Annotated in this window: 12 protein-coding genes and 2 rRNA genes; 3 read left to right on the forward strand and 11 right to left on the reverse strand. The window is 68.2% G+C overall.

From position 1 onward, the window contains the following. Positions 1 to 66: 66 nt before the first annotated feature. The 3 genes from QT196_RS15630 to QT196_RS15640 all read right to left on the reverse strand — a co-directional run bounded on the left by QT196_RS15630 (position 67) and on the right by QT196_RS15640 (position 6,787). Positions 67 to 3,189, reverse strand: a 23S ribosomal RNA gene (locus QT196_RS15630). Positions 3,190 to 3,492: 303 nt separating this feature from the next. Further along, positions 3,493 to 5,021: ribosomal RNA gene (locus tag QT196_RS15635) — 16S ribosomal RNA — on the reverse strand. The 16S and 23S rRNA genes sit together here, the layout of an rRNA operon. Before the next feature lie 758 nt (positions 5,022 to 5,779). After that, complete coding sequence (locus tag QT196_RS15640) at positions 5,780 to 6,787, reverse strand: stage II sporulation protein M (RefSeq protein WP_168479430.1); 1,008 nt, start codon at positions 6,785 to 6,787, stop codon at positions 5,780 to 5,782. 113 nt (positions 6,788 to 6,900) lie between these two features. On the opposite strand from QT196_RS15640, the gene QT196_RS15645 reads away from it, so the two are divergent. Beyond that, complete coding sequence (locus tag QT196_RS15645) at positions 6,901 to 8,028, forward strand: RDD family protein (RefSeq protein WP_266738838.1); 1,128 nt, start codon at positions 6,901 to 6,903, stop codon at positions 8,026 to 8,028. 567 nt (positions 8,029 to 8,595) lie between these two features. On the opposite strand, the gene QT196_RS15650 is transcribed toward QT196_RS15645, so the two are convergent. Then, entirely contained in the window at positions 8,596 to 9,210 is a 615-nt protein-coding gene (locus QT196_RS15650) for a hypothetical protein (protein WP_168479434.1), read from the reverse strand. A 171-nt stretch (positions 9,211 to 9,381) separates the two neighbouring features. Next, positions 9,382 to 10,839, reverse strand: coding sequence for an adenosylhomocysteinase (ahcY, locus tag QT196_RS15655; protein ID WP_168479436.1), 1,458 nt, complete (start codon positions 10,837 to 10,839; stop codon positions 9,382 to 9,384). 454 nt (positions 10,840 to 11,293) lie between these two features. On the opposite strand from ahcY, the gene QT196_RS15660 reads away from it, so the two are divergent. After that, entirely contained in the window at positions 11,294 to 13,531 is a 2,238-nt protein-coding gene (locus QT196_RS15660; protein WP_290355104.1) for a fructose-specific PTS transporter subunit EIIC, read from the forward strand. A 674-nt stretch (positions 13,532 to 14,205) separates the two neighbouring features. Here the strand turns inward: QT196_RS15660 and QT196_RS15665 are convergent. The 6 genes from QT196_RS15665 to QT196_RS15690 form a co-directional block, all read right to left on the reverse strand. Then, a complete protein-coding gene (locus tag QT196_RS15665) occupies positions 14,206 to 15,165 on the reverse strand; it encodes a cation diffusion facilitator family transporter (protein WP_168479440.1) in 960 nt (319 codons plus the stop codon). Between the two features lie 222 nt (positions 15,166 to 15,387). Continuing rightward, complete coding sequence (manA, locus tag QT196_RS15670) at positions 15,388 to 16,605, reverse strand: mannose-6-phosphate isomerase, class I (protein WP_168479442.1); 1,218 nt, start codon at positions 16,603 to 16,605, stop codon at positions 15,388 to 15,390. A gap of 118 nt (positions 16,606 to 16,723) precedes the next feature. After that, on the reverse strand, positions 16,724 to 17,860 hold the full coding sequence (locus QT196_RS15675; protein ID WP_168479444.1) for an SIS domain-containing protein: 1,137 nt from the start codon (positions 17,858 to 17,860) through the stop codon (positions 16,724 to 16,726). 76 nt (positions 17,861 to 17,936) lie between these two features. Continuing rightward, on the reverse strand, positions 17,937 to 18,125 hold the full coding sequence (locus QT196_RS15680; protein ID WP_042156554.1) for a Trm112 family protein: 189 nt from the start codon (positions 18,123 to 18,125) through the stop codon (positions 17,937 to 17,939). A 185-nt stretch (positions 18,126 to 18,310) separates the two neighbouring features. Further along, positions 18,311 to 19,669, reverse strand: coding sequence for a phosphomannomutase/phosphoglucomutase (locus QT196_RS15685; RefSeq protein ID WP_168479447.1), 1,359 nt, complete (start codon positions 19,667 to 19,669; stop codon positions 18,311 to 18,313). A 153-nt stretch (positions 19,670 to 19,822) separates the two neighbouring features. Next, entirely contained in the window at positions 19,823 to 20,263 is a 441-nt protein-coding gene (locus QT196_RS15690; protein ID WP_168479449.1) for a DUF3499 domain-containing protein, read from the reverse strand. Positions 20,264 to 20,522: 259 nt separating this feature from the next. On the opposite strand from QT196_RS15690, the gene QT196_RS15695 reads away from it, so the two are divergent. Continuing rightward, on the forward strand, positions 20,523 to 20,981 hold the full coding sequence (locus QT196_RS15695; RefSeq protein WP_266738840.1) for a metallopeptidase family protein: 459 nt from the start codon (positions 20,523 to 20,525) through the stop codon (positions 20,979 to 20,981). Positions 20,982 to 21,007 lie beyond the last annotated feature (26 nt).

Below are 21,007 nucleotides of genomic sequence, written 5' to 3' on the forward strand. Positions count from 1 at the left end.
AAGTTAACCAACCCGGCATAAACACAGGTCGTTACTTCAGAACCTACACAGTGGACGCGAGCAACTGAGGACAAGCCCTCGGCCTATTAGTACCAGTCAACTCCACCCGTTACCAGGCTTCCATATCTGGCCTATCAACCCAGTCGTCTACTGGGAGCCTTAACCCCTCAAAGGGGGTGGGAGTACTCATCTCGAAGCAGGCTTCCCGCTTAGATGCTTTCAGCGGTTATCCTTTCCGAACGTAGCCAACCAGCCATGCCCTTGGCAGGACAACTGGCACACCAGAGGTTCGTCCGTCCCGGTCCTCTCGTACTAGGGACAGCCCTTCTCAATACTCCTACGCGCACAGCGGATAGGGACCGAACTGTCTCACGACGTTCTAAACCCAGCTCGCGTACCGCTTTAATGGGCGAACAGCCCAACCCTTGGGACCGACTCCAGCCCCAGGATGCGACGAGCCGACATCGAGGTGCCAAACCATCCCGTCGATATGGACTCTTGGGGAAGATCAGCCTGTTATCCCCGGGGTACCTTTTATCCGTTGAGCGACGGCGCTTCCACAAGCCACCGCCGGATCACTAGTCCCTACTTTCGTACCTGCTCGACCCGTCAGTCTCACAGTCAAGCTCCCTTGTGCACTTACACTCAACACCTGATTGCCAACCAGGCTGAGGGAACCTTTGGGCGCCTCCGTTACTCTTTAGGAGGCAACCGCCCCAGTTAAACTACCCACCAGACACTGTCCCTGATCCGGATCACGGACCCAGGTTAGACATCCAGCACGACCAGAGTGGTATTTCAACAATGACTCCACAACCACTGGCGTGGCCGCTTCAAAGTCTCCCACCTATCCTACACAAGCCGAACCGAACACCAATATCAAGCTATAGTAAAGGTCCCGGGGTCTTTCCGTCCTGCTGCGCGAAACGAGCATCTTTACTCGTAATGCAATTTCACCGGGCCTATGGTTGAGACAGTCGAGAAGTCGTTACGCCATTCGTGCAGGTCGGAACTTACCCGACAAGGAATTTCGCTACCTTAGGATGGTTATAGTTACCACCGCCGTTTACTGGCGCTTAAGTTCTCAGCTTCGCCACACCGAAATGTGACTAACCGGTCCCCTTAACGTTCCAGCACCGGGCAGGCGTCAGTCCGTATACATCGCCTTACGGCTTCGCACGGACCTGTGTTTTTAGTAAACAGTCGCTTCTCGCTGGTCTCTGCGGCCACCACCAGCTCAGGAAGTAAATTCCATCACCAGCAATGGCCCCCCTTCTCCCGAAGTTACGGGGGCATTTTGCCGAGTTCCTTAACCATAGTTTACCCGAACGCCTCGGTATTCTCTACCTGACCACCTGAGTCGGTTTAGGGTACGGGCCGCCATGAAACTCGCTAGAGGCTTTTCTCGACAGCATAGGATCATCCACTTCACCACAATCGGCTCGGCATCAGGTCTCACCCTTAACGTCATCCGGATTTGCCTAGATGACGGGCTACACCCTTACCCCGGGACAACCACCGCCCGGGCTGGACTACCTTCCTGCGTCACCCCATCGCTTACCTACTACCACCTTGGATCGGCGGCTCCACCACGTCCCTTTGTCCGAAGACTCCAGGCCGGCTTCACGGCCTTAGCATTAATGGATTCGATATTGGGCGTTTCAAAGCGGGTACCGGAATATCAACCGGTTGTCCATCGACTACGCCTGTCGGCCTCGCCTTAGGTCCCGACTTACCCTGGGCAGATCAGCTTGACCCAGGAACCCTTAGTCAATCGGCGCACACGTTTCCCACGTGTGTATCGCTACTCATGCCTGCATTCTCACTCGTGAACCGTCCACAACTCGTTTCCACGGCTGCTTCACCCGGCACACGACGCTCCCCTACCCATCACAGCCTCCGTTGGGAGTATTGCTGCAATGACATGACTTCGGCGGTGTGCTTGAGCCCCGCTACATTGTCGGCGCGGAATCACTTGACCAGTGAGCTATTACGCACTCTTTCAAGGATGGCTGCTTCTAAGCCAACCTCCTGGTTGTCTCTGCGACTCCACATCCTTTCCCACTTAGCACACGCTTAGGGGCCTTAGTCGATGCTCTGGGCTGTTTCCCTCTCGACCATGGAGCTTATCCCCCACAGTCTCACTGCCGCGCTCTCACTTACCGGCATTCGGAGTTTGGCTAAGGTCAGTAACCCGGTAGGGCCCATCGCCTATCCAGTGCTCTACCTCCGGCAAGAAACACACGACGCTGCACCTAAATGCATTTCGGGGAGAACCAGCTATCACGGAGTTTGATTGGCCTTTCACCCCTAACCACAGGTCATCCCCCAGGTTTTCAACCCTGGTGGGTTCGGTCCTCCACGAAGTCTTACCTCCGCTTCAACCTGCCCATGGCTAGATCACTCCGCTTCGGGTCTTGGGCACGCTACTCAACGCCCTATTCGGACTCGCTTTCGCTACGGCTTCCCCACACGGGTTAACCTCGCAACATACCGCAAACTCGCAGGCTCATTCTTCAAAAGGCACGCAGTCACGACTGCATGTGCAAGCACATACAGCGACGCTCCCACGGCTTGTAGGCACACGGTTTCAGGTACTATTTCACTCCGCTCCCGCGGTACTTTTCACCATTCCCTCACGGTACTATCCGCTATCGGTCACCAGGGAATATTTAGGCTTAACGGGTGGTCCCGCCAGATTCACACGGGATTTCTCGGGCCCCGTGCTACTTGGGTGTCTCTCAAACGAGCCGCTAATGTTTCAGCTACGGGGGTCTTACCCTCTACGCCGGACCTTTCGCATGTCCTTCGCCTACATCAACGGTTTCTGACTCGTCTCACAGCCGGCAGACTGTAAAAGAGAGATCCCACAACCCCAACCACGCAACCCCTGCCGGGTATCACACGTGACTGGTTTGGCCTCATCCGGTTTCGCTCGCCACTACTCCCGGAATCACGGTTGTTTTCTCTTCCTGCGGGTACTGAGATGTTTCACTTCCCCGCGTTCCCTCCACACTGCCTATGTGTTCAGCAGCGGGTGACAGCCCATGACGACTGCCGGGTTTCCCCATTCGGACACCCCCGGATCAAAGCTCGGTTGACAGCTCCCCGGGGCCTATCGTGGCCTCCCACGTCCTTCATCGGTTCCTGGTGCCAAGGCATCCACCGTGCGCCCTTAAAAACTTGGCCACAGATGCTCGCGTCCACTGTGCAGTTCTCAAGCAACGACCAGCCACCCACCACCCCAACCCGAAGGCTGAGTTCACTGGGGCCGGCATCGCGAAGGTCCAGACTCAACGGTCCGTACCCTCAGATACCCAACAACGTGCCCGGCCCACTTCACTCGTCCTCACGTTCCACGCCGAAGCAGTACTAGTGACAACCAATCAAGTGCGCCGAATAGTCAACGTTCCACCCATGAGCAACCAGCATCAGACATTCGCTGATGTACTGGCCTCTGACCAACCGAAGTCGGTAAGAAGTGCTCCTTAGAAAGGAGGTGATCCAGCCGCACCTTCCGGTACGGCTACCTTGTTACGACTTCGTCCCAATCGCCAGTCCCACCTTCGACGATTCCCTCCCACAAGGGGTTGGGCCACCGGCTTCGGGTGTTACCGACTTTCGTGACGTGACGGGCGGTGTGTACAAGGCCCGGGAACGTATTCACCGCAGCAATGCTGATCTGCGATTACTAGCAACTCCGACTTCATGGGGTCGAGTTGCAGACCCCAATCCGAACTGAGACCGGCTTTTTGAGATTCGCTCCACCTCGCGGTATCGCAGCTCATTGTACCGGCCATTGTAGCACGTGTGCAGCCCAAGACATAAGGGGCATGATGACTTGACGTCGTCCCCACCTTCCTCCGAGTTGACCCCGGCAGTCTCCTGTGAGTCCCCATCACCCCGAAGGGCATGCTGGCAACACAGAACAAGGGTTGCGCTCGTTGCGGGACTTAACCCAACATCTCACGACACGAGCTGACGACAGCCATGCACCACCTGTACACCGACCACAAGGGGGCGCCTGTCTCCAGACGTTTCCGGTGTATGTCAAGCCTTGGTAAGGTTCTTCGCGTTGCGTCGAATTAAGCCACATGCTCCGCTGCTTGTGCGGGCCCCCGTCAATTCCTTTGAGTTTTAGCCTTGCGGCCGTACTCCCCAGGCGGGGAACTTAATGCGTTAGCTGCGGCACGGACGACGTGGAATGTCGCCCACACCTAGTTCCCAACGTTTACGGCGTGGACTACCAGGGTATCTAATCCTGTTCGCTCCCCACGCTTTCGCTCCTCAGCGTCAGTATCGGCCCAGAGATCCGCCTTCGCCACCGGTGTTCCTCCTGATATCTGCGCATTTCACCGCTACACCAGGAATTCCGATCTCCCCTACCGAACTCTAGCCTGCCCGTATCGAATGCAGACCCGGGGTTAAGCCCCGGGCTTTCACATCCGACGTGACAAGCCGCCTACGAGCTCTTTACGCCCAATAATTCCGGACAACGCTTGCGCCCTACGTATTACCGCGGCTGCTGGCACGTAGTTAGCCGGCGCTTCTTCTGCAGGTACCGTCACTCTCGCTTCTTCCCTGCTGAAAGAGGTTTACAACCCGAAGGCCGTCATCCCTCACGCGGCGTCGCTGCATCAGGCTTTCGCCCATTGTGCAATATTCCCCACTGCTGCCTCCCGTAGGAGTCTGGGCCGTGTCTCAGTCCCAGTGTGGCCGGTCGCCCTCTCAGGCCGGCTACCCGTCGTCGCCTTGGTAGGCCATCACCCCACCAACAAGCTGATAGGCCGCGGGCTCATCCTTCACCGCCGGAGCTTTCCACCACCAGACCATGCGGTCGGTGGTCGTATCCGGTATTAGACCCCGTTTCCAGGGCTTGTCCCAGAGTGAAGGGCAGATTGCCCACGTGTTACTCACCCGTTCGCCACTAATCCCCTCCCGAAGGAGGTTCATCGTTCGACTTGCATGTGTTAAGCACGCCGCCAGCGTTCGTCCTGAGCCAGGATCAAACTCTCCGTGAATGTTTACCGGTAATCCGGTGAAACACACACGAGAGCGGAACGACCAGACGGAATAGGTCCGGTCGTTCACAGCGTCCTCGCTGTGTGTGCCACCCCGACCGCATGGGCCGTGGTGGGCTTTTCAAAGGAACCTCATCCTCCGGAAGTGTTTCCGGTGGACGGGGTATCAACATATCTGGCGTTGACTTTTGGCACGCTGTTGAGTTCTCAAGGAACGGACGCTTCCTTTGTGCCTTATCGGTTCTGATTGCTCAGTACCGGGCTCTCCGGGCGCTTCCCTTCGGTCTTGCGTTTCCGACTCTATCAGATCCTTGCGGGCCCGATTTTCGCCGGTGCGTTTCCGCCTTTCGGCTTCTTCGCGTTTCCAACCTTACCAGATCCGTTTCCGTCTCTGGCGCCCTGTTGGAGCGGGCTGGCCGTTCGGCTTTCGCTTTCCGGCCTTTCCGACTCTATCAGATCCGATTCGGTCCGTTGCCGGTCCGAATTCGTTTCCGAATCCCGTCGGAGGGGGTTTGCCTTTTGGCTTTTCCGACTTTATCAGAAGGCGTTCGGCCGAATTGATCGGCCGGGGCTTCCGATAAGTGGTCGGTTGCGCTTCGCCGAATTGAAATTCCGGCCGAAGCGGAGAAGAGACTAACCGTCGCGGATGAACTTGTCCAGTTCGCTGCAACCGTTCAAATCTACCTCCCCCTGCTGCCCGTGTCAACGGGTTTTGGGGGCGAAGAGGAGATTAGCAGGTCAGCAGGGCTCGATGCACATCACGCGGCGGTCGGCAGGGCGGCTTCGCGATCGGCGAGGTCGACATCGCCGGTTGCTCCGGCGCGGACGGCGCGGCCGCCCAGGACGTAGACGTACAGGAGGAAGGCCAGTTCGGCGGCGATTCCGATGCCGATGCGGGCCCAGGTGGGGAGGCCGGAAGGGGTGACGAAGCCTTCGAGAGCGCCGGATATGAAGAGGACGGCGGCGAGTCCGACGGCGACGCCGAGGGCGGAGCGGCCTTCCTCGGCGAGGGCCGTACGGCGGGTGCGCGGGCCGGGGTCGATGAGGGTCCAGCCCAGGCGGAGGCCGATGCCGGCGGCGACAAAGACGGCGGTCAGTTCGAGGAGGCCGTGCGGGAGGATCAAGCCGAGGAAGGTGTCGAGGCGGCCCGCGGAGGACATCAGCCCGATGCCGACACCGAGGTTGAGCATGTTCTGGAAGAGGACCCACAGGACGGGGAGGCCGGCGAAGGCCCCGAGGACGAGGCACAGGGCGACGGCCTGGGCGTTGTTCGTCCATACCTGGGCGGCGAAGGACGCGGCGGGGTGGCTGGAGTAGTAGGTCTCGTACTGGCCGCCGGGGCGGGTCATGTCGCGGAGGTCCTCCGGGGCGCCGATGGCTGCCTGGACCTCGGGGTGTGCGGCTATCCACCAGCCCATGAGGGCAGCTACCGCGGTGGAGAGGATCGCGGTGGGGATCCACCAGTGGCGCAGGCGGTAGACGGCTGCCGGGAAGGCCGTGGTGAAGAAGCGGGCGGTGTCGCGCCAGGAGGCTTTGCGGGCGCCGGTGACCGTACTGCGGGCGCGGGCCACGAGGGATGTGAGGCGGCTGGTCAGCGCGGGGTCGGGAGCGCTGGAGAGGAGCAGGGAGAGGTGCGTGGTGGTGCGTTGGTAGAGGGCGACCAGTTCGTCGGCCTCGGCTCCCGTGAGGCGGCGTTTGCGGCCCAGCAGTGTTTCGAGACGATCCCATTCGGCGCTGTGGGCCGTGATGAAGACATCGAGGTCCATAGGGTGTCGCTCCTCGCAGCGCCGTGGGTGAGTGCCGGGTCAGCTTGGCAGACTGGCCGTGTCCGGCGTGGGGTGGGCGGGATTTCGGGGATCGAGAGGGAGTGGGGCCCGGCGTGAGTGAACTCGTCACGGGTGAAGCGGTGGTGCTCGGGCTGCGGCCGGCCAGGCTGCCGAGCCGGGGGCTGGCGGTGGCGGTCGATGTGGCCGTGGCCTGGGTGACCTACATCGGCATCTCGCTGATCCTGGTCAGCGCGACCTCGTCCATGGACAGTGCGGCGGTGGCAGCCGTGTCGGTGGCGGCGTTCGTGCTGGTGCAGGTCGGGATCCCGATCGTCATCGAGACGCTGAGTCAGGGCCGGTCGCTGGGAAAGCTGGTCTGTGGACTGCGCGTCGTGCGGGAGGACGGCGGGCCGATCCGGTTCCGGCATGCGTTGGTGCGCGGGGCGATGGGTGCCATCGAGATCGTGATGACGATGGGGGTGGTGGCGGCCATTGCGTCGCTGGTGTCGGCGCGAGGGCGTCGGCTGGGTGACGTGTTCGCCGGGACGCTGGTCATACGGGAGCGGATGCCCGTGGCGGAGGCCGGGGCGGCGCTGCCGCCACCGCCTCCGTGGCTGGTGGCGGAGCTCGGGGCGCTGGACCTTTCGCGGGTGCCCGATGGGTGGTGGCTGACGGTGCGGCAGTACCTGGCACGGATGGGACAGCTGGATCCGCAAGTTGGTGGGGCGATGGCAGGGCGGCTGGCGGAGGATCTGCGCGGGTTCACCGGGGTGCCGGCGCCTGCGGGGGTGCATCCGGCGGCGTATCTGGCGGCGGTGGCCGGGGAACGGCAGGCGCGGGAGTCGCAGCGGGCGTTCGGGGCTTCGGCGCCGTCGTCGGCGGGGGCTGGGCTGATCGGAGCTGTCGGGGCGGCGCCTGTGGGGTGGGGAGAGGGGGCTCCCGGTGGGCAACCTGGCGCCGGTGGCGGTGGGGCCGGGGCTGGCGGGTCGTGGACGTCGCACCGGCCTGTGGAGACAGCGGGGGATGTCGTGACCTCCGGGGGCGGGCATCATGACGCGCCGTCGGCGGGCGGGGCTTGGGCTTCGCCCGGGGGTGGGGCCGGAGCTCCTGAGGCCGGGGCCGGTGCCGGGAGGACGCGTGGTGACGGTGCCGGGGCAGTGGGGGTGCAGGGGCGTGCGGGTGATGCGGGGGACGGTGGCGGAGGGCGGCCGCCGCGTACGGGGTTTGCGCCGCCGGTGTGAGGTGGCCGGGGGCGGGCGTGTGACGCGGGGTGTGCTGGGCTCGGCTTGCGGTGAGGGGCCGGTCCGGCTCCCGCTCCGTGCCGTCAGTGAGCGTGTGCGGCGCTGTGTCCCCGGCGTGCGTTGCGGTGGAGCCACGAGGTGTGGGTGCAGCGGATCGTGAGACGGGGTAGGCGTCGGGGTCATGGCAGTCGTGGGGCATCCACGTAGGCCCGTGGCAGTGGGGCGCCGAGTGTCGGCCTCCGCCGCGGTGACCGTCCCATGCTCGGCGGGTGGCGGTGCGGACGGCGGCTGGGACCTGGCAGCGGGCGATGCGTCGGGGAACGGTGGCGTGACGCTTCGGGATCAGAGGTCCCGTGCAGGGATTGCTCCGATCCGTACGGGCCCCGGGTGGCCGTGACGTACAGGCCCGTGCGGCCAGAGTGCGCTGGCGGCGGTGCCGGACTTGTTGCCCGCGCGGCTGGGGACACTGCCCCGGCACTAACCCTGCGCGCCCTTAGGTGTCGGCGTTGGCCCCGCTGCATGACGCTGCGCGCGGGCAGGTGCGGCCGACCGACCGGCCGGAGTGGGTCAGGAGAACGTCGACGGCGGGGACTCGAGGGATTCGAGTTCGATGCCTGGGGCGGACAGAACCACGTCGCCGGCGATGTGGACGGTGTGCTGTTCGCCGGTTTCCAGGTCGTTGACCTGGTATTCGTCGGCGACGAGCGGGGCGTTGTCAGTGGCGTGTGGTGTGCTTTTCAGCAGGGCCCAGGACTGGTCGAGCGTGCGGGGGGCGAGGACGGGGGGTGTGAAGGCGACGAGGCGGGTGCGGACGGCGCCGGCGCCGAGGGCGGGGCGCAGCAGGCGGGCGGTGGCGATGAGGAACGCGGGGGACGCGCCGGTGAAGGCGTGGGCGGGGACGTTGCCTTCGGTGGCGTGTTCACCGGTCGGGTCGGTGCGTACCCAGGTGACGCCGTCCAGGGCGGCGCCGCGGACCTGCCAGGCGGAGGCGTGCAGTTCGAGGCGGATGGGGCGGCCGAGTTCGTCGAGGGTGAGGTCGACGGAGCCGGTGTGGTCGCCGGCGGGGTTGACGATCTGGGAGACATAGCGCCAGCCGGAGGGGCCGGTGGCGCAGTGGAAGTGCTCTTCACCCAGGGGGGTGTGATCGTGCGGGTCGTGGAGGGAGTAGTGGCCGCGGGGCATCGGGGGCAGTCCTTCGGCCGGCGACGGGCCGGTGCGTTGGGGATGGCGGGGCTGTATGGAGACCTTATGGGCCAGGCCCCCGCCGTGGAGGGCGAGGGCCTGGTGTCACCGACTGCTGTGGGTGAGCACCAGCTGGTCAGGGGAGCTGACCGGCCGGTGATCGCCGCTGGATCAGTAGCGGTAGTGGTCGGGCTTGTACGGGCCCTCGACCTCGACGCCGATGTAGGCGGCCTGCTCGGGGCGCAGCTCGGTGAGCTTGACGCCGAGCGCGTCGAGGTGGAGCCGGGCGACCTTCTCGTCGAGGTGCTTGGGGAGCACATAGACGTCGGTCGGGTACTCCGCGGGCTTGGTGAACAGCTCGATCTGGGCCAGCGTCTGGTCCGCGAACGAGTTGGACATCACGAAGGAGGGGTGACCGGTGGCGTTGCCCAGGTTGAGCAGACGGCCCTCGGACAGCACGATCAGGACCTTGCCGTCCGGGTGGGTCCAGGTGTGCACCTGCGGCTTGACCTCGTCCTTGACGATGCCGTCGAGCTGGGCCAGACCGGCCATGTCGATCTCGTTGTCGAAGTGACCGATGTTGCCGACGATCGCCTGGTGCTTCATCCGGGCCATGTCGGACGCCATGATGATGTCCTTGTTGCCCGTGGTGGTGATGAAGATGTCGGCGGTCTCGACGACGTCCTCCAGGGTGGTGACCTGGTAGCCGTCCATCGCCGCCTGGAGGGCGCAGATCGGGTCGACCTCGGTGACGATGACGCGGGCGCCCTGGCCGCGCAGCGACTCGGCGCAGCCCTTGCCGACGTCGCCGTAGCCGCAGACCACGGCGGTCTTACCGCCGATGAGAACGTCGGTGGCGCGGTTGATGCCGTCGATCAGGGAGTGGCGGCAGCCGTACTTGTTGTCGAACTTCGACTTCGTCACGGCGTCGTTCACGTTGATCGCCGGGAAGAGCAGGTCGCCGTCGCGGTGCATCTCGTAGAGACGGTGCACGCCGGTGGTGGTCTCCTCGGTGACACCGCGGATCTCGGAGGCCAGGTTCGTCCACTTCTGCGGCGCCTCGCCCAGCGTGCGGGTGAGCAGCTCCAGGATCGCGCGGTGCTCGTCGCTCTCCGCGGTCTCGATCGCGGGGACCTTGCCGGCCTTCTCGTACTCAACGCCCTTGTGGACCAGGAGGGTGGCGTCGCCACCGTCGTCGAGGATCATGTTCGGGCCGCCGGTGGGCGAGTTGGGCCAGGTCAGCGCCTGCTCCGTGCACCACCAGTACTCCTCCAGGGACTCGCCCTTCCAGGCGAAGACCGGGATGCCCTGGGGCGCGTCGGGCGTGCCGTTCGGGCCCACCGCGATGGCCGCGGCGGCGTGGTCCTGGGTGGAGAAGATGTTGCAGGAGGCCCAGCGGACCTCGGCACCCAGCGCGGCCAGGGTCTCGATCAGGACCGCGGTCTGCACGGTCATGTGCAGAGAACCGGTGACTCGGGCACCGGCCAGCGGCTGGGTGGCGGCGTACTCCTTGCGGATCGCCATCAGACCGGGCATCTCGTGCTCGGCGAGGGTGATCTCCTTGCGGCCGAAAGCGGCGAGGGACAGGTCGGCGACCTTGAAGTCCTGACCGGTGGCTGCTGTCGTCATGCGGGCTGCTCCTCGAGCGTCGAGGTGGATGGGCGGGCAGTCTGCGGCGCGGGCTGGGGTCTCCCAGCTACCACTGGACGAGATCGAGCGTACGCGGAAGCGGACGCACCTCTCCCCCCGGCCGCAGCGCAGTCCGTCGGAGGCCCTCTCTCCCTCGGCCGGTCCGCGGTGCGGGCCGCCCGACCGCCATCAGCAGCGACGTCTGGCACTGGTCACGAATCTACACCGATCAGCCCCGTGCACCACAGCCCGGAGGGGCTGGTCCAGTGCGGTCCCGGCCACGGAGGGGCGCGGGGACGGCACGTGATTCTTGGGGTCCGGCGGCCCCGCGACCGGCGTTCCGGGTGCCGTGGAGGGCGTCGTCGGAGGGCTTTGCGGGCGCCGTGCCGTCATGCAGGATGCCGGGAGCGCGGACCACCGGCACGACCGCGCATACGTTCAGAAGGAGAGCCACGTGACCACCAGTCCAGCTGAGCCCCTCAAGGACGCGGGGACGAGCGGGCAGGGGCTGAAGCTGCTCGCAGTGACCGCCTGCCCGACCGGCATCGCCCACACGTACATGGCCGCGGAGAAGCTGACCGAGGCGGCCCGGTCCCTCGGGCACGAGATCAAGGTGGAGACGCAGGGCTCCATCGGGGCTGAGAATCTCCTCTCTGACAACGATGTCAGAGACGCGGACGCCATCATCATCGCCGCGGACAAGGACGTCGACCGCAGCCGGTTCGTCGGCAAGCGGGTCCTGGCGGTCGGGGTCGCGGAGGGCATTCGCCACCCCGAGCAGCTGATGGAACGGGCGCGGAGCGCACCGGTGTACGGGCGCGCGGAGGGCGACGGGGCCGGTACGGGTTCCGAGGGCACGCCGGCTCCCGGGGGCTCCGGTGGCGGCAAGGAACGCAGCGTCGCCTACAAGGCGCTGATGAACGGCGTCAGTTACATGATCCCGTTCGTGGTCGTCGGCGGTCTGCTGATCGCGATCTCGCTGGCGCTGGGCGGGAATCCGCAGGCGGACGGCGGTCTGGTCATCCCCGACGGCTCGTTCTGGAAGCACGTCAACGACATCGGCGTCATCGGCTTCACGCTGATGGTGCCGATCCTGTCCGGCTATATCGCCTACGCGATCGGCGACCGGCCCGCGCTGGTGCCGGGCATGATCGGCGGCTGGATCGCCAACACCGGCTCGCTGTACGACTCCAAGGCGGGCGCGGGCTTCATCGGCGCGATCGTCACCGGGTTCCTGGCCGGCTATCTGGTGCTGTGGATCAAGAAGGTGGAGGTCCCCAGGTTCGCCCGGCCGATCATGCCGATCATCGTGATCCCGATCGTGGCGACGACAGCGCTCGGGCTGTTCTTCATCTACGTGATCGGCAAGCCCATCTCCTGGGTGTTCACCCATCTCACCGACTGGCTCGGCGGGATGACCGGGTCCAGCGCGATTCTGCTCGGCGCGCTCCTCGGCCTCATGATCGCGTTCGATATGGGAGGTCCGGTCAACAAGACCGCGTTCCTGTTCGGTGCGGGGCTGATCGCGTCCGGCAACCAGACGGTGATGGGCATGTGCGCCGCGGCGATCCCGGTGATGCCGCTCGGTCAGGGGCTGGCCACGCTGGTCCGCCGCCGCCTGTATTCCGAGCAGGAGCGGGAGACGGGCATGGCGGCGCTGTTCATGGGGCTCTTCGGGATCTCGGAGGGCGCGATTCCGTTCGCCGCGGCGCGGCCCGCGCAGGTCATACCGGCGAACATGCTCGGCGGTGCGGTGGCCGGTGCGCTCGCGGGGACGATCGGGGTCACGGACGCGGTGCCGCACGGCGGGCCGATCGTGGCGGTGCTGGGCGCCGTCGGCGGGGTGCCGGCGTTCTTCCTCGCCGTAGTGGCGGGATCGGTGGTCACGGCGCTGACGACGGTGATGCTGGTGGATGTCGCGGAGCGGCGCAAGGGCGGTGGGCAACCGGGTGCCGGTGGGGGTGCGGGTGCTGCCGCCGCTGGGGGGTCGGTTGTGGGCGCTGGTGTGGAGGCGGTCGTGGCTGGGGTTGGTGTGGGTGGTGGTGTCGGTGTTGGCGGCGGTGCCGGTGGTGGCGGTGCCGGGGTGGGGTCGCGTGCGGGTGCGGCGGCGGGTTCCGTTCGTGCGGCCGATGGTGGTCCGGGGCGGGACGCGGGTGCGGGCGGGGACGACGTCGATGCCGAGGGCAGCGTTGACGGCGGTGGCGGCGATGCCAGCCACGACGAGGACCCCGGCCCTGAGGTGCTCTCCGGCTACCTCACCGGGCAGACCGTCAAGACCCAGCTCGTCGCCCACGAGAAGGAGGCGGCGATCCGGGAGATGGCCGAGTTGGTGGCCGCTACCGGCAAGGTGGCGGATGTCGACGAGCTGGTCCGGGTGGCGCTGGCCCGTGAAGCGCAGGGCACGACCGGGCTCGGTGAGGAGATCGCCATCCCGCACGCCAAGACGGACGCGGTGACCGCTCCGTTGGTCGGCTTCGCACGGTCGGCGGACGGTATCGACTGGGGTTCGCTCGACGGCACACGTACCCGGCTGGTCTTCCTGATCGCGGTGCCCGAGGCTGCGGCCGGGGACGAGCATCTGCGCATCCTGGCGCTGCTGTCGCGGAAGCTGATGGACGCGGACTTCCGGGCCCGGCTTCAGGGGGCGGAGGGCGAGTTGGGGATTCTGCGCGTTCTCGGGGAGATCCGGTAGTTGCCGTGAATCCGGTAGTTACCGGGGGGATCCAGTAGGGCGGGGGCGAACGCATCCCGTAGGGGTGGCGCGGGCCCTCTCGGGGCCCACAACGTGGTGGGCCGAGGCGGTATTCCCGTGTGGTGGCCGGGGGCGGTATTCCCGTGGCACTCGCGGTACCCGTGGCATCCCTGGTCCCTCTGACGCCCCAGTTCCCCGGGACGCCCAGATTCCCCTTGGCGCCCAGATTGCCCGCCGCACCTAGCCCCTCCGTGGCGCCGAGACTCCCTGGGGCACCGAGATCCCGGGGGCTCGCAGCGTGATCGGCGGGACGGGGCCGGGCAGCTTGGTGAGGCTCGGCTCGTGCGGCGAGGGCCCTACGCGCCCCAGGAGTACGGCGGAGGCCCCACATACCCCCGGAGTGCAGCGTCGGTCTCCGTACTCGTGGGGCGTACAGCGAAGGCCCCCATACTCCTGGGGAGTGTGGGGGCCTTGCCGCGCTCTGTGGCGGTGGGGGCGGGTGGGCCTGCGGCGGGTCCGGTGGTCCGGTGGGGCTGGAGACCTGCGGTCCCGTAAGGCTGGGGCCTCAGCCGTCCCGTGGGCCCGAGGCTCAGCCGCCCGGCAGTCCACCCGGCCACCGGTGACCGGTCACCCGGACTACCCGGCCCGCGCCCCCGGCCGGAAGCCGGGTCAGCTCACTCCCCGCCCGGTGTCTTCGACGGGTCCGCCCCCGCGGCCGCTGTGGCCTCGTTGTAGATGTCCGGTTCCAGGTAGATGACGCGGGCGATCGGGACGGCCTCGCGGATGCGGGCCTCGGCGGCGTTGATGGCGTTGGCGATCTCGGTGGCGGTGTCGTCGTGCTGTACCGCGATCTTGGCGGCGACCAGCAGTTCGTCGGGGCCGAGGTGGAGCGTGCGCATGTGGATGACGCGGGTGACGACCGTGCCGTCGACGACCGCGGCGCGGATCTTGGCGATCTGCTCGGGGCCGGCCGCCTCGCCCAGCAGCAGCGACTTGGTCTCCGCGGCCAGGACCAGGGCGATCAGCACCAGCAGCGCGCCGATGCACATGGTGCCGATGCCGTCCCAGACGCCGTCGCCGGTGGCCATGGTCAGGCCGACGCCGCCCAGCGCCAGGACCAGACCGACCAGGGCGCCGAAGTCCTCCAGCAGCACGACCGGCAGCTCGGGGGCCTTGGCGCGGCGGACGAACTGGGCCCAGGTCTGCTGGCCGCGCAGCTCGTTGGACTCCTTGATGGCCGTACGGAAGGAGAAGCCCTCGGCGATGATCGCGAAGACGAGGACGCCGACCGGCCAGTACCAGTTGTCCAGCTCATGCGGTTCGTGGATCTTCTCGTAGCCCTCGTAGAGCGCGAAGACGCCGCCGATGGTGAAGAGGACGATGGAGACCAGGAAGCCGTAGATGTAGCGCTCACGGCCGTAGCCGAAGGGGTGCTCGGCGGTCGCCGCGCGCTTCGCCTTCTTGCCGCCGAGCAGCAGCAGGCCCTGGTTGCCGGAGTCCGCGATGGAGTGCACGCCTTCCGCCAGCATCGAGGACGAGCCGCTGAAGGCGAAGGCCACGAACTTCGCTGCGGCGATCGCCAGGTTGGCGCCCAGCGCCGCAACGATCGCCTTTGTCCCGCCTGATGCGCTCATAGGTGCCGCATACCCCTTCCGTCGTCCGGGCTTTACCGCCCCTTTAATGCTGTGCGGCGGTCATTGTTGCAGCCCTGCCCGGGGCGGCGACCAGGAGGCCACCTGGCGGACGGTTTCCGGCCGCCAGAAACGAGCCCGCCGGTGGCGCTATCCCGGCCTCCGCACCGTGACCGAGGACCGGGGCGCGAGCGGCGCCAGCTGGACGGGGTCTTGCCGAGACCGCTACGCGACCACCGTCGCGCGGAACAGCGTGCCGTCTCCGGAGAGCGTGATCCGCTCCCCGGCCGGTACGAACACGGACTCGCCAGGCGCCAGAGCCAGCCCGTCAACGTCACCGGCCTCCGCCTCCCCTTCGGCCTCCCGCAGCCACACCCTGCCCCCCGTGCACAGCAGGATCTGCGGCGTCCGGGACGGGAGTGCGTGGGGTGCGGCGCCGGGGGCCGTCACGAAGCGGGAGAGGCGGAACTCGTCGATGGGGGTCTCGTAGACCTCCTCGCCGTTGACATCCTCGGGGCGCAGCACGCCCGCGTCACCGGCCTCGAAGCGGACCACCCGCAGCAGTTCCGGGACGTCCACGTGCTTGGGGGTGAGTCCGCAGCGCAGCACGTTGTCGGAGTTGGCCATCAGCTCGACCCCGAGCCCGCCGAGGTAGGCGTGCGGGATGCCGGCGCCGAGGAACAGTGCCTCGCCGGGCTGGAGTTGGACGTGGTTGAGCAGCATGGCGGCGAGGACGCCGGGGTCGCCCGGGTAGTGGTGGGCGAGGACGGCGTAGGCGGCGTAGGCGTCGGCGTGCGGTCCGCCCTGGGCGGCCAGCTGGTCGGCGGCGACGGCGGCGCGCTCGACGGTGCCGGCGATCGCGTGGTGCTCGGCGCTCAGGACGGCGGTGAGCACCTCGCGCAGGGCGTCCTCCTCGGGGCTGGCGCGCAGGATGTCGACGTACGGCTTGAGGTCGTCGACGCCCAGGCCCGCCAGGAGGTCCGCGGCCTGCGCCGGGTGCCGGAAGCCGCACAGACCGTCGAAGAGGGTGAGCGCGACGATCAGTTCGGGCTTGTGGTTGGCGTCCTTGTAGTTGCGGTGGCCGGCGTCGATCGGGATGCCGCGCCGCTCCTCGTCGGCGAAGCCTTCGGCGGCCTGCGCCCGGTCGGGGTGGACCTGGAGGGAGAGCGGGGAGCCGGCCGCGAGCAGCTTGAGCAGGAAGGGCAGCCGGGGGCCGAAGGCGCGGACGGCGTCGGCGCCCAGTTCGGCCTCGGGGGCGGCGTCGATGACCTCGGCCAGGGAGACGGGGCCGGCGCCGCGGTCGATACGGGAGGGGGCGCCGGGGTGGGCGCCCAGCCACATCTCGGCCTGGGGTTCGCCGGTCGGCGCGGTGCCCAGGAGCTCCGGGAGGGCGGTGGTGGAGCCCCAGGCGTAGGGGCGCACGGTATTGGCGAGGCGGTCCATGGGGCGGCTGCTTCCTGACGGTGGTACGTGCTGCGGGGTGGGGCCGGGGCGTCGCGAGCCGGGCGGGGCTCGGCGCTCACTCCCAGGGGCCCGCGGCTGCGGGCCCGACCGTCAAAGATCACTCGGTCCCGGCGAGCGCCAGGTAAACGGCGGCGAAATCCACGATGGCGAGTAGTTCAGCGGCCTTCTCCAGGTCGCTGCCGGTGTCGGCCTCCAGCTCGCTGACGGCGGTGTCGCGCTCCTCGGCGAGCGCCTGGGCGGCGCGGGTGGCGGACAGCGCCCCCGGCTCGTCCTCGCGCAGCAGCACGACCCTGGCGTGCATCGCGGCGGGCTGCTCGACCCGGTCGCGGAAGAAGTCGTCCGGGTCGGCGCCGGCGGCCAGGGCGCCGGCCAGCAGGGTGCGGTGGGTGGCGAGCGCCTCGGGCAGCTCGGCGGCGAGCGCGGGGCGGCCGGCCAGCCCGGCCAGCTCGGTGGCGAAGTGCCGGCCGACGGCGCCGGCGATGGTGCCTTCGGTCCAGATCAGCGGGAGCGAGTCGGCGAGGTCGGCGGCCAGGGTCTTGCCGGGGTTGGTGTACGTGGGGATAGCAGGGCCGCAGCGCTCAGCGAGCTGGTCGAGGCGGTCGGCGAGCTTGCCCAGGGCCTCCGGCGGGGCGCTCAGCAGGCCGATCCGGTCGGCGAGCGAGAGCAGCGGGATGAGCACCGACCAGAGGGTGCCGGGGGCGGCCGGCGGCGCGCCCTCGACGTCGAATTCGGCGTCGTAGGGGGTGGTCGCCAGGGGGATGGCGAGGCCGCGGGCCTGGGTGACGGCGTCGGCGAGCGGGCCGCCGGCGGGGGTGACGGCGACGACGGCGCAGCCGCGGCGGGAGGCCTGCTCGACCAGCTCGGCGAGGCCGGGGTCGGCGGCGTCGGGGCCGGGGAGCAGCAGCAGGTCCAGGGGTCCGGCCCAGCCGGGCAGCGCCCAGCGCAGCGCGCCGGGCAGCGGGGCGACGCCGGTGGGCTGGATGAGGGTGACGGGGCAGTTGCCGCCGCCGAGCGCCCTGAGGAGGTCCGCCACACCGGCCGCGGCGGGGCCGGGGCCGGCGACGAGGACGGCGCGCGGCCGCCCGTCGGGGGTCAGCTCGGGGATGCCGGATTCGGCGGCGCTGCGGGCGGCGGTGCGCACCCGGGCGCCGGATTCGGCGACGCCGCGCAGCAGGCCGAAGCGGTCGGCTCCGGCCAGCGCGTCAGGGGTGTCGAGGAGTGACTCGTCGAGCATGGTGGGCGCGGCCTCCGAATCGCCGGATCGGGCGGGGGTGTGCCGGGTGGCGCCGGGGCGGGCCCGGCGGCACCGGTCAGGCGGGGCGGCGTGCTTCGTCGACGAGGAGTACGGGGATGCCGTCCCGGACGGGGTAGGCGAGGCCGCAGTCGCCGGAGGTGCAGATCAGCTCGGGGTCGGACGCGGAGTCCGCGGTCCGGTCCTGGAGGGGGGCATGGCATGCCGGGCAGGCAAGGATCTGGATCAAGCTGGCTTCGACCGGCATGGAGGCTGCTCCTTCGGGGCGGTTGCGGCTTGGCCAGCGTACCGCCGGGCGGGGGCAGGAGGCGTGCTCGGCGGTGATTCCGGGTGGTGCACGGGGGTGCGGGCGGCGGGGATGCCGCTGCCGCCCGCCCCCTCGGCGACGTGCTCCGACACCCGCCGCGGCCTTTGTGCGGCGGGCACGGGGGCTCAGCCGCGGATGATCGCCAGGGCCTCGTCGCGGATCCGGTCGGCGGTGGCGGTGTCGCGGGCCTCGACGTTCAGCCGGAGCAGCGGCTCGGTGTTGGAGGCGCGGACGTTGAACCACCAGTTGTCGGCGGTGACGGTCAGCCCGTCCAGCTCGTCGAGGGTGACGCCGTCGCGGCCCTGGTAGGCGGTCTTGATCGCGGCGAGCCGGCCGGTCTGGTCGTCGACGGTGCTGTTGATCTCGCCGGAGGCGGCGTACCGGTCGTACTGCGCGACCAGCTGCGACAGCGGGCCCTGCTGGCCGCCGAGGGCCGCCAGGACGTGCATGGCGGCGAGCATGCCGGTGTCGGCGTTCCAGAAGTCGCGGAAGTAGTAGTGCGCGGAGTGCTCGCCGCCGAAGATGGCGCCGGTGGTGGCCATCTCCTCCTTGATGAAGGAGTGCCCGACGCGGGTCCGGACGGGCTCGCCGCCGTTCTCCCTGACGACCTCCGGTACCGACCACGAGGTGATCAGGTTGTGGATGACCGTGCCGCCGGGGTGCTTGGCCAGTTCGCGGGCCGCGACCAGGGCGGTGATCGCGGACGGGGAGACCGGGTCGCCGTTCTCGTCGACGACGAAGCAGCGGTCGGCGTCGCCGTCGAAGGCGAGGCCGAGGTCGGCGCCGGTCTCGCGGACGCGGGCCTGGAGGTCGACGATGTTCTTGGGGTCCAGCGGGTTGGCTTCGTGGTTGGGGAAGGAGCCGTCCAACTCGAAGTACATCGCGTCGAGTTCGAGGGGCAGGCCCGCGAAGACGGTCGGTACGGTGTGGCCGCCCATGCCGTTGCCCGCGTCGACGACGACCTTGAGCGGGCGGATGCCGCTGAGGTCCACCAGGCCGCGCAGGTGGGCGGTGTAGTCGCCGAGGACATCGCGCTGGGTGATGGTTCCGGGCGCGGCGGCCGGTTCCGGGGCGCCCTCGTCCGACCAGCGCTCGACCCGTGCGCGGATGTCGGCGAGGCCGGTGTCCTGGCCGACGGGGGCCGCGCCGGCCCGGCACATCTTGATGCCGTTGTACTGGGCCGGGTTGTGCGAGGCGGTGAACATGGCGCCGGGCAGCCCGAGGGAGCCGCTGGCGAAGTACAGCTCGTCGGTCGAGCAGAGGCCGATCTGGGTGACGTCCGCGCCGCGGGCCGCCGCACCGCGGGCGAAGGCGTCCGACAGGCCGGGCGAGGAGGGCCGCATGTCGTGTCCGATCACGATCGCGTCCGCGGCGGTGACCTCGACGAAGGCCGCCCCGAACAGCTCGGCCAGGGGTTCGTCCCACTGGGCGGGGACGACACCGCGTACGTCGTACGCCTTCACGATCTGCGACAGATCAGTCACAGCCAGCCCTCCTGGAGAGTCTCTATGTCCTCCCAACCTACCGGGCGGCCCTGTGCGGTGGCCCGCTGTCCCCGTGTGCACGCCGCCGCGGCGCCGTAGTTGGCCGGATGCGGCGGGCGGGTGCGGTGACGGGCCGGGGACTGCCGGGGCGGTTCAGGAATCCGGTGAGCGCAGCACCCGGAGGTGGCCGCGGCGGGCGACCTCCATGGGATGGGTGTCGCGGTCGCCGGGGGTGTGGGTACCGCCGGCGGCACGTTCCTGGGGGCGGGCGGCTTCGCGTACGGCGTTCGCCAGGGCTTCGAGATCGTCGCCGCTGGGGCGGGCCGGTCCGGAGTCGAGGGCGAGGCGGACGACTTCCCAGCCGCGGGGCGCGGTCAGCCGCTCGGAGTGCTCGGCGCACAGGTCGTAGCAGTGCGGCTCGGCGTAGGTGGCGAGCGGACCGAGCACAGCGGTCGAATCCGCATAGACGTACGTCAGCGTTGCGACGGCGGGGCGGCCGCACGCAGTGCGCGAACAGCGACGTACAGGGCTCACGACGTTGGACGGTACCGCACTCTTGAGCGGGCCGCGACGACTCTCCCCCGGCTCACCCAACCGTGTCGTCCCGCTTCGTCCGATGCGTCTGACCTGCACCCGCTCGACCTGACCTGGACCGGCCGGTCCGGGACGGACCGTGTGCGGCGCGGAAACCCGTCACGACTCGATGCATTTCCTGCCATTCCGGCGTCGATCTGCGATCTCATGCAGGGATGCAAACGAACACATCGCGGACAGGTACGGTCAGCCGACGACATGCCACGTCTTGCCGCGCTCCCCGGTGCCCGCGGGTCCGTGACGGCTACGCTCGATGCTGATGGACAGCCCTGTACCTCCCCGACCGCCGGAGCCGCGGCTCCGCCGCCGCGACCGCCACGGCCGCGGCATGCGCGGCCCGATCGCGCCGCCCCAGGTGCCGCTGTCGGTGACCCGGGCCGAGGCCTTCGTGGATCTTGTGTATGACTCCCGGGACCGGCTGGAGCGCCGCTGGCCGCAGCTCTCCCAGGTCGACTTCCTGATCCTGGAGGTGCCCGGTTTCGGCCCGGACGACGGGCCGGACGCGACCGCCGACGCGGAGACCGTGCCGCTGGGGCGGATGCTGCCGGCCGCGGGCGGACATCGCGACCGGATCGTGATCTACCGCAGGCCTGTGGAGATCCGTACGAAGGGCCGCGACGAGCGGGCGCTGCTCGTCCATGAGGTCGTGGTCGAGCAGGTCGCCGAACTCCTGGGGCTGTCCCCGGAGTCGGTGGACCCGCGCTACGGCCAGGAGTGAGGCCGCCGCGCGGGTCCGGGGGCGGT

The sequence above is a fragment of the Streptomyces sp. P9-2B-2 genome (genome assembly GCF_030406865.1).
GTDB classification, from domain to species: Bacteria; Actinomycetota; Actinomycetes; order Streptomycetales; family Streptomycetaceae; genus Streptomyces; species Streptomyces platensis.